Source organism: Microbacterium sp. Bi98, from assembly GCF_918698045.1.
In the GTDB taxonomy this organism is placed as follows: domain Bacteria; phylum Actinomycetota; class Actinomycetes; order Actinomycetales; family Microbacteriaceae; genus Microbacterium.
Map to the genome: position 1 here is coordinate 26,507 of NZ_CAKKLK010000018.1, position 8,395 is coordinate 34,901.

Sequence of the window (8,395 nt, forward strand, 5' to 3'; positions counted from 1 at the left end):
GCTCAGGCGTCCTCGTACTCGTCGGGAGACCACTCGTCGCGCCAGTCGATGATCGGCCGGTCGCCCTCGAATCGGATCGGCAGCCAGACGTAGTCGGCGATCGAGGTGTCGACGTAGGCGAATTCCTCCATCGGCTCGTCGCCGTCCTTCCCCGGTGCGAAATGCTCGATGAACGCCTGTCGCGCGCGGTCGCCGTGCTCGAGATACCGCGGCAGCCACCGATCGGCGACGGCGATATAGAGGTCCTTCTTTCTTGGATGCCGGAACACCGATGAGATCTGGGAGTGGTACGAGGTGCGCGACTCGTCGCCCGGATGCAGGTCGCCGAGCACCTCGAACGGACCGTGATAGCTGCGCGCCACCGCCGACTCGGACGGGTTCGGGTAGTACCCCGTGGTGCCGGAGGTCAGCAGGTAGTGCAGTCCGCCGCGCTGGAAGTGCGCCGGAGCCTCGCGCACGTACGGCGGCTGCGGCTGCGGGAAGTGGGTCGAGTAGTACCCGGTGACATCGGTGTAGTCGCTGGTGAGGTCGGCGCAGATCATCTCGGAATGCACCCGTTCGAAGTAGTAGTACCCCTTGCCGTCGTGCGGATCGACGACCAGATCGAAATCCCCGGCGCTCATGTCGAGCGGACGCAGCCAGGTGCGCTGGATCTCGTACGGACCGAGGATGCTGTCACTGGTGAGCACCGTCGAGCGCTGCACCGATCCCTTCGTCATGACCTTGACCCAGCACACGTACGTGCGGGTCTCGGCGTTGAAGATGATGTGCGGTCGGTCGAGCCCCTGAGTCGGATGCAGCGGTGAGGACTCGTCGTCCTCGTCCGGCGGGATGATGACACCCCGGTCGTCCCAGTTCACGAGGTCGATCGACGAGTAGCACCGCACTCCCCAGTGCCAGATCCCGCTCCCCGGCGTCGAGAACTCCTTGTTCTCGCCGTACCAGTAGTGCACGCCGTCGACGGTGATGACGGATCCGCCGTGGGCGTGGATGCGCTCGCCTTTCGTGTCGAGCCACACCTGCCCCGGCCGGATGTGCTGCTGAGTCATGCTGCTCCCTCGGTCTCGAGAACGGGCTCCGGTCTGCGCCAGCCGAAGAACGGCCGTTCGGGGTCGTCCTCCACGGCGCGGAACGTCGTGGTGAACGAGTGGCGCCCGGGGCCGACGGGGATCTCCTCCGCGGATCCCGGAAGAACGAGCACGCCGACGGATGCCGCGGGCACCTCGACGTCGATGGACAGGCGCTCGCCGTCACGCCGCCACGCGATCGACGCCGTGCCGCGAACGCTGTCGTACCGCGCACTCGCGTGCTCGAGACGACCGCCCGGCTGCGGCTCGAAGCGGATCCTCTCCCACCCGGGCGCATCCGCCGCGAGCCCCGCGACCACCCGGTGCAGGAAGTCGGCGACGGCTCCGAGCGCGTAGTGGTTGAACGACGTCATGTCGCCGGGGTTGATGGATCCGTCCGGCAGCATGCTGTCCCAGCGCTCCCAGATCGTCGTCGCGCCCATGCTGACCGGATACAGCCAAGACGGCAGCTCGTCCTGCAGCAGCAGGTGATAGGCGTAGTCCATGCTCCCGGCGCGCACCAGCGCATCGCAGATGATCGGGGTGCCGACGAAACCGGTCGAGATGTGGAAGCCGCCCGCTCCGACGAGCTCCTGCAGCCGCGAACCGGCCCGCCGCACCTGCTCCTCGTTCTCGAAGAGCTCGAACACCAGCGCGACGGCGATCGAGGTCGGAGTGTCGCTGACCACGCGGCCGCTGTCGCTGAGGAATTCATCCTGGAAGGCCCCGGACGCTCGTTCGGCGACACCGCGATAGTGCGCGGCATCCGCCTCCTCGCCGAGCAGAGCAGCAGCGTCGGCCACGATGCGCGCCGTGCGCACGTGATAGGCCGTCGCGACCAGGTATTTGTCGGTGTGGGACTTGCCGGGGTCCTCCGGTGGTGCGGTCGGGTCGAGCCAGTCGCCCAGCTGGAAGCCGGTGTTCCAGAGTCCTGTGTGATCGGTGAGCTCGTCGACCAGGTCGACCCAGGCGCGCATGCTCGGGTACTGGTCGGAGAGGATCCGGATGTCGCCGTCGTTGCGGTACATCTCCCACGGCACGATCACGGCCGCATCGCCCCACGCGGCCGTCGGGAAGTTCGGGAAGCCGCACTCGACCCACGGTACGAAGTTGGGTACGTGCCCCTGATCAGCCTGCTCGACAGCGAGGTCGCGCAGCCATCCGGTGAGAGTGCCGTGGGCCGCGAACAGGCGCAGCGCGGTGGGCGCGAACACCTGGATGTCGCCGGTCCACCCCACGCGCTCGTCACGCTGCGGGCAGTCGGTCGGCAGATCGACGAAGTTGTCGCGCATGCTCCACACGACGTTCGAGTGCAGCCTGTCGAGCCCGTCGTTCGACGACTCGAACCAGCCGGTGCGCCGCATGCCGGTGTGGATCACCACCGCCTCGACGTCTCCGTCGCGGAGCTCGCCCGGCCAGTTCTCGAGCTCGGCGTACTGGAAGCCGTGGATCGTGAAGCGAGGGGTGTAGATCTCCTCACCCGAACCCGCGGCGGTGTAGCTGTCGACCGATGTCGCCGCCCGGAGCGGACGGATGCCGAGTTCGCCGTTCTCGATGACCTCCGCGTGGTGGAGCGTCACGGTGTGACCGGCATCCGCTCGCACCCGGATACGGAGCACCCCCGAGATGTTCTGACCGAAGTCGAGACGGATGCGGCCGCTCGGCTGACGCTCGACCGTGACCGGGCGCAGCGTCTCGGTCTCCTGCACCGGCAGAGCGGTCGGCGGTTCGATCGCCGCCGGGAAATCGGTTCGGGGCAACATGGCCGCCGGACTCCAGCTGGAGGCGTCGAATCCCGGCGCGGACCAGCCGTCCTCCGTCAACCGCGCATCGAAGCTCTCGCCCTCATACAACCCGACCGCGGTGATCGGCGACGGCGCCGTGAGCCACTCGAGGGCCACCTGTCGAGTGACACCGTCCGCCGTGGTGACCTCGAGCTGCGCGAGCAGCGCGACATCCGATCCGTAGATGTCCCACACGCCCCCGTCGAACCCGATGTGGCCGCGGTACCAGCCGTCGGCGAGCCATGCGCCGATCACGTTCTCTCCGGCACGAAGCGCCGCGGTGACGTCGTGCGTCTGGTAGCGCAGACGATGGCCATAGCTCGTCCACCCCGGTGCGAGCACGTCGTCCCCGACACGCTCACCGTTGACCTCGAGCTCGTACACGCCGTGCGCCGTGGAGTGGATCCGGGCCCGCACGATGTCGCCGGGCAGTGCACCCTCGGCGATGGCAGCCCGCAGCAGATACGCGGGCCGCGGTGCCGTGCGGTCGGCCACGACCGAGGGCGAGACGAAGTCGACCTGCCAGTCGTCACCGAGCCCGGACTCGATCCGCACCGGTTCGCTCCAGGGCCCGGAATCGAGGGCGCGGATGCGCAGGTCTCCCCCGGCGCGTGGCGCGAGAGGCGCGAACGGCCAGGCGACGCGCTGCGTCGACGTCGTGCGCTCGGCGCGCACCGTTCGGTCGTCGGCGACGAACTCCAGTTCGAAGGCGTCGGCCGCAGCATCCGCCACGAAGGAGATCCGCGGTTCGGCTTCGCCGATGCCGAGGGTCTTGCCTCCGCGCCTGTTCTCCAGCCAGATCTCGATGATGTTCGTCATGTCAGCCCTTCACCGATCCGGCGGTCAGGCCCTTCATGACCTGCTGGTTGAGGAACACGTAGATGAGCAGCGTCCCGAGCACGTTGACCGAGATCGCGGCGAAGGTCGGCCCGTACTGCACCGCTCCGTACTCTCCGGTGAAGTTGAGCAATCCGACCTGGATCGTGCGCAGGTCGCTGCTGTTGGTGAACGTCAGGGCGATGAGCAGGTCGTTCCAGAGGAAGAAGAACTGCACGAGACCGATCGTGAACAGGGCGTTCTTTACCAGCGGGAGGCCGATCGAGAAGAACGAACGGAAGATGGATGCGCCGTCGAGTGTCGAAGCCTCGAAGATCTCCCGAGGCACCGAGCGGAAGAAGGTCGCCATCATGAACACGGTCAACGGCATCCCCAGCGCCACGTAGGTGATGATGAGCGGCCACAGCGTGCCGGTCATGTTCGTGCGGAAGTAGATCGTGAACAGCGGCAGCAGGATCATCTGCGCAGGCACCATGATGCCCGCGAGGAAGAGCAGCAGCACCGTGCCGCGCCCCTTCCAGACCATGACCTCGAGCGCGAAGCCGGCTGCGGTGCCGAAGACCAGGATGATCGCCAGCGACGGGAACACTGCGACGACGCTGTTGAGGATGTACTTGCCGAACTCGCCGGTGGTGAACACCTCGATGTAGTTGACGATGTCCCACGACTGCGGCAGAGCCCAGAACGGCTCGTTGAGGAACTCGTTCTGCGTCTTGAACGACCCGAGCAGCATCCACAGGATCGGATAGACCTCGACGATGAGCAGCACGGCGATGAGCAGCCGGATCGGCAGCCGTCGGAAGAAGTCTCTGGCGCCTCGACGGTTCGGATCGACGTCGCGGCGGGTGGGCAGCGGGGTGCCCGTGACGATGGCGGTTGTCGCACTCACTGGTTCAGTCCTTCGTCAGATCGCGGCGGGTGGAGCGGAAGATGAAGACCGTGAACAGCAGGCACAGGATCGTCAGCATGAGGGCGATCGTGCTCCCGTACCCGTAGTCGCCGTAGGCGAACGAGGTGCGGAACATGTACAGGGTCAGCGGCGTGGTCGCGTTGCCGGGTCCGCCGTTGGTCAGCGCCACGACCGTGTCGAAGACCTTCAGCGTGCCGTTGATGCTGAAGATGATCGATGACAGCAGCACGGGCAGCGACAGCGGCAGGACGATCGTGCGGATGAGCTTCCAGCCGGATGCCCCGTCGATGCGCGCCGATTCGATGAGCTCGTCAGGGATGTCGACGAGTCCGGCGTACAGCAGCACGGCATAGAAGCCCATCGACCGCCAGAGGTCCATCGCGATGATCACCCAGAAGGAGGCGTCAGGAGTGCCGAACCAGTCGAGGTTCTGCCCGCCGAGGATCCCGAGGAACGAGTTCACCGGTCCGACGGTCGGCGCGGCCTCGAACAGTCGCTGGAACAGCAGCGCGACCGCCACCGTGGGGAGTACCACGGGGAAGAACACGATCGTGCGGATGATCCCCGATCCCTTGCGCAGCCAGAAGACGTACATCAGAGAGAGCAGATAGCCCACGATCACCTGCAGGGCGGTGAGGATGAGCGCGTACTTCAGGGTGAAGAAGATCGCGTCCCAGGCGGCGGGGTCCTGGAAGAACTTGGTGAAATTGTCGAACCCGTTGAAGGTGAAGCCCGTGATGGGGTTGCCGTCCTGCACCGTGTAGAACAGCGACCACACGATCGGGACGAGCATGACGAGGGAGTAGACGAGCAGCGCGGGTCCGAGCAGGACGAAGATGGCGCGCTTGTCACCGAGGACTTTGTGCATGGTGGATCTCCTGATGCGACGAGGACGGTCTCGGGGCGGGCGGATGCCCGCCCCGAGAGTGGGTCAGCCTTCGTCGTTGGCGGCCTGGACGAGCGTCATGAACTCTTCGCCGGAGAGGCTGCCGTTGGCGAGACCTGCACCGTTGTTCTGGCTGATGCCGGTCGCCTTCGGGGTGAAGAGCGCCTCGAACCAGAGCACGCTCGACGGAGCGTTCGCGATCTCGTCCTGCACGGTCTGCGTCGTGGAGGGCAGATCGGCGGGAGGGTTGTCGACCACGAAGCCCGAGACGACACCGCTCTCGTTCAGCGCCGTGTCGCCGTAGCCCTCAGCGATGCACTTCAGCCACGCGGCCGCTTCATCGTCGTAGTTCTTCTCGGCGAACATCACCGGGATGCCGACGTTGGCCGGGATCTGGTCGATGCTGCCCTCGCCGCCCTCGACTGCGGGGAAGCGCGCGAAGCCGACGTTGTCGACCCCGATCTGGTTCTGCTCCTCGTCGTTGAAGTTCGCCAGCGCCCAGCTGCCCATGTAGTAGAAGGCGGCTTTCCCGCTGAGGAACAGGTTCATCGAGGCGTTGTAGTCGATCGAGCCGACGGCGTCACCGAAGTATCCGGCCTTGCCGAGTTCAGCGACCGCGTCTGCGGCGGCGACGTATTCGGGGTCCGTCAGCTTCGCATCGCCGTCCGCGACCTTCTGGAGTGCGTCGGGGCCGAGCGTGCGAAAGATGTAGTCGCCGACGAGGCGGGTGACGGGCCAGCCGTCCTTGCCCGCGGTGGCGAACGGCTGGACGCCGGCGTCCTTGAGCGTGGCTGCGGCATCGACGAGGTCGTCCCACGTCTCGGGCACCTCGATGTCGTTCTTCTCGAGAAGCTCCTTGTTGTACCAGAACCCCTCGATGTTGAACTCGGTCGGCAGTGCGTACAGCGCACCGTCACCATAGAGCGCCTTGACCGTCGATTCAGCCGCGGGCAGCAGCCGGTCGGAGACGCCCAGGTCGTCGAGTGCCTGGGAGAGGTCGAGAACCTTGCCCCCGTCGATGAACTCCGACATGAGCGCGGGGGTGCCGGCAGCCATCTGCATGTCCGACAGACCGTCCTGACTCGCGAGCAGCTGGAGCTGCTGGTCCCACTGCGTGCCCGAGATGTCATCGGACGTCAGCGGCGCCGCGTCGGCCGCAGCCTTGCACTGGTCGCCGGTGAGGGTCTCGAGCGTGCTGATGATCGTGGTGTTCTCGGTCTGGCCGAGATAGGTGAATTCGCCGGAACCGGCGCCGGACTCGGAGCCCGATCCTCCGGAGCCGCCGGAGCAGGCGGAGAGCGCGAGAGCGCCGACGCCGATGAGCGCGATTGCGGGGGCCAGGCGACGGGCGCGCCTCATTGCTGTGGTCACTGTTCCTCCTTGAAGAGCGACGCCTCTTTTGAAGCGCTTCATTCACACCATGCCATAGAAAAAAAGGCATTGTCAAGAGAGTTACGCATCACAAATGAAGCGCTTCACGAATAGTGATGCTCTAGAGTTGAAGGGCCAGGTCATGGCGACGATGCCGAGGAGGATGACGTGACCGACACTCCCCCGCCCGGGCGCTCGAAGCCCAGCATGGCGGACGTCGCCGCTCACGCGGGAGTCGCCCTCGGCACTGTGTCCAACACCCTCAACAATCCCGAGAAGGTGCGAGAGGCGACCCGCCGCAAGGTGCTGTCATCCATCGCCGAGCTCGGATTCGTCCGCAATGATGCTGCGCGCTCTCTCGCCGCGGGAAACAGCACCTCGGTCGGCCTGGTGCTGGCCGACCTCGGCAACTCCTTCTTCGTCGACATCGCGCGCGGCGCCGAGAGAGCGCTGCGGCGCCACAAGATGGACGTGCTGATCGTCAACTCGGACGTCGACCCCGATCGCGAGGTGCACAACCTCGAGCTGCTCGACCGTTCGCGCGTGGCCGGCATCATCCTCGCCCCTCTCGACACGGCGCTCGCGAAGTCGCCGCACCCCGAGAACCGCACCACTCCGACCGTGCTGGTGAACTTCGAGTCCCCGTCTCTCGCGTACCCGGGGGTCACCGTCGACGAGCGCCACGGCGGGGCGCTCGCCGCATCGCACCTGATCGCGCTCGGGCGCCGACGACTTCTCTTCGTAGGCGGTCCGCGTTTCCTCACGGCCGTCAACCAGCGCTGGGAGGGCGCCGAGCAGGCGACCGCCGCGCACCCCGACGCGCGCATCGAGATCCTCGAGACGCGAGGCGTGAACATCAGGCACGGACGGGATGCCGGACGGCAGATCCTCGCCCGCGGTGCGGGCACCTACGACGCGATCGTCGCGGCATCCGATCTCGTGGCCATCGGCCTCATCCAGATCCTCAACGAGGTGCCCGGATTCTCGGTTCCGAACGACATCGCCATCACCGGCTACGACAACAACCACTTCGCGTCCGAGAGTGCGATCCCGATCAGCACGGTGAGTCAGCCGGGCGAGGAGATGGGCGCCGTCGCAGCAGATCTCCTGCTGGAGCGCATCGCCGACCCCGGTGCGGCGGCGCGCAGCGTCACCCTCGAGCCGCGCCTGCTCCCCCGCACGTCCACCCTCGGCGAGATGTGGCGCAGGGACTGACCTGCAGTCATGTCACCGCTCGCTCGCTGCGACGGAGATCACCCGTGCCGAAGGTCTGAAACTCGCATCCGCTCCTTCGCAGCGTGAGTTCTCCTTCGCTGGACGGGCGTGAGGGCCGAAAAGTGGAGCCGAAGATGGAGACCGAATGGATGCCGGACAACGCAAAACCCCCGCCGCTTTCGCGACGGGGGTTTCAGCTGATGTGCGCCCGAAGGGACTCGAACCCCTAACCTTCTGGTTGGTAGTCCACGAGCTGCTCGACCTGGACGCTGAGTGGGCTGCGTGGCGCGCCGCAGAAGGCGTCGGCGCATGAACGAGTACGCCG

The 8,395-nt window shown here is 66.4% G+C and carries 6 protein-coding genes; 1 reads left to right on the top strand and 5 read right to left on the bottom strand.

Annotated elements, in window-relative coordinates:
• Positions 1–2: 2 nt before the first annotated feature.
• The 5 genes from LQZ85_RS17335 to LQZ85_RS17355 all read right to left on the bottom strand — a co-directional run bounded on the left by LQZ85_RS17335 (position 3) and on the right by LQZ85_RS17355 (position 6,855).
• Complete coding sequence (locus tag LQZ85_RS17335) at positions 3–1,049, bottom strand: family 43 glycosylhydrolase (protein ID WP_056276930.1); 1,047 nt, start codon at positions 1,047–1,049, stop codon at positions 3–5.
• Positions 1,046–3,670, bottom strand: a complete 2,625-nt coding sequence (locus tag LQZ85_RS17340; RefSeq protein WP_082586502.1) for an alpha-L-rhamnosidase — start codon at positions 3,668–3,670, stop codon at positions 1,046–1,048. The genes LQZ85_RS17335 and LQZ85_RS17340 overlap by 4 nt, the downstream gene beginning before the upstream one ends.
• Position 3,671: 1 nt before the next feature.
• On the bottom strand, positions 3,672–4,577 hold the full coding sequence (locus LQZ85_RS17345; protein WP_230101259.1) for a carbohydrate ABC transporter permease: 906 nt from the start codon (positions 4,575–4,577) through the stop codon (positions 3,672–3,674).
• A gap of 4 nt (positions 4,578–4,581) precedes the next feature.
• Positions 4,582–5,466, bottom strand: a complete 885-nt coding sequence (locus tag LQZ85_RS17350; RefSeq protein ID WP_053098799.1) for a sugar ABC transporter permease — start codon at positions 5,464–5,466, stop codon at positions 4,582–4,584.
• A gap of 63 nt (positions 5,467–5,529) precedes the next feature.
• Positions 5,530–6,855 (bottom strand): extracellular solute-binding protein, encoded by a 1,326-nt coding sequence (locus tag LQZ85_RS17355; RefSeq protein ID WP_230101260.1) that lies wholly within the window; start codon positions 6,853–6,855, stop codon positions 5,530–5,532.
• 168 nt (positions 6,856–7,023) lie between these two features.
• Between LQZ85_RS17355 and LQZ85_RS17360 the strand changes: the two genes are divergently transcribed.
• The gene (locus tag LQZ85_RS17360; RefSeq protein ID WP_230101261.1) at positions 7,024–8,070 is read left to right on the top strand and encodes a LacI family DNA-binding transcriptional regulator; all 1,047 of its coding nucleotides are present in this window, start codon (positions 7,024–7,026) and stop codon (positions 8,068–8,070) included.
• Positions 8,071–8,395 lie beyond the last annotated feature (325 nt).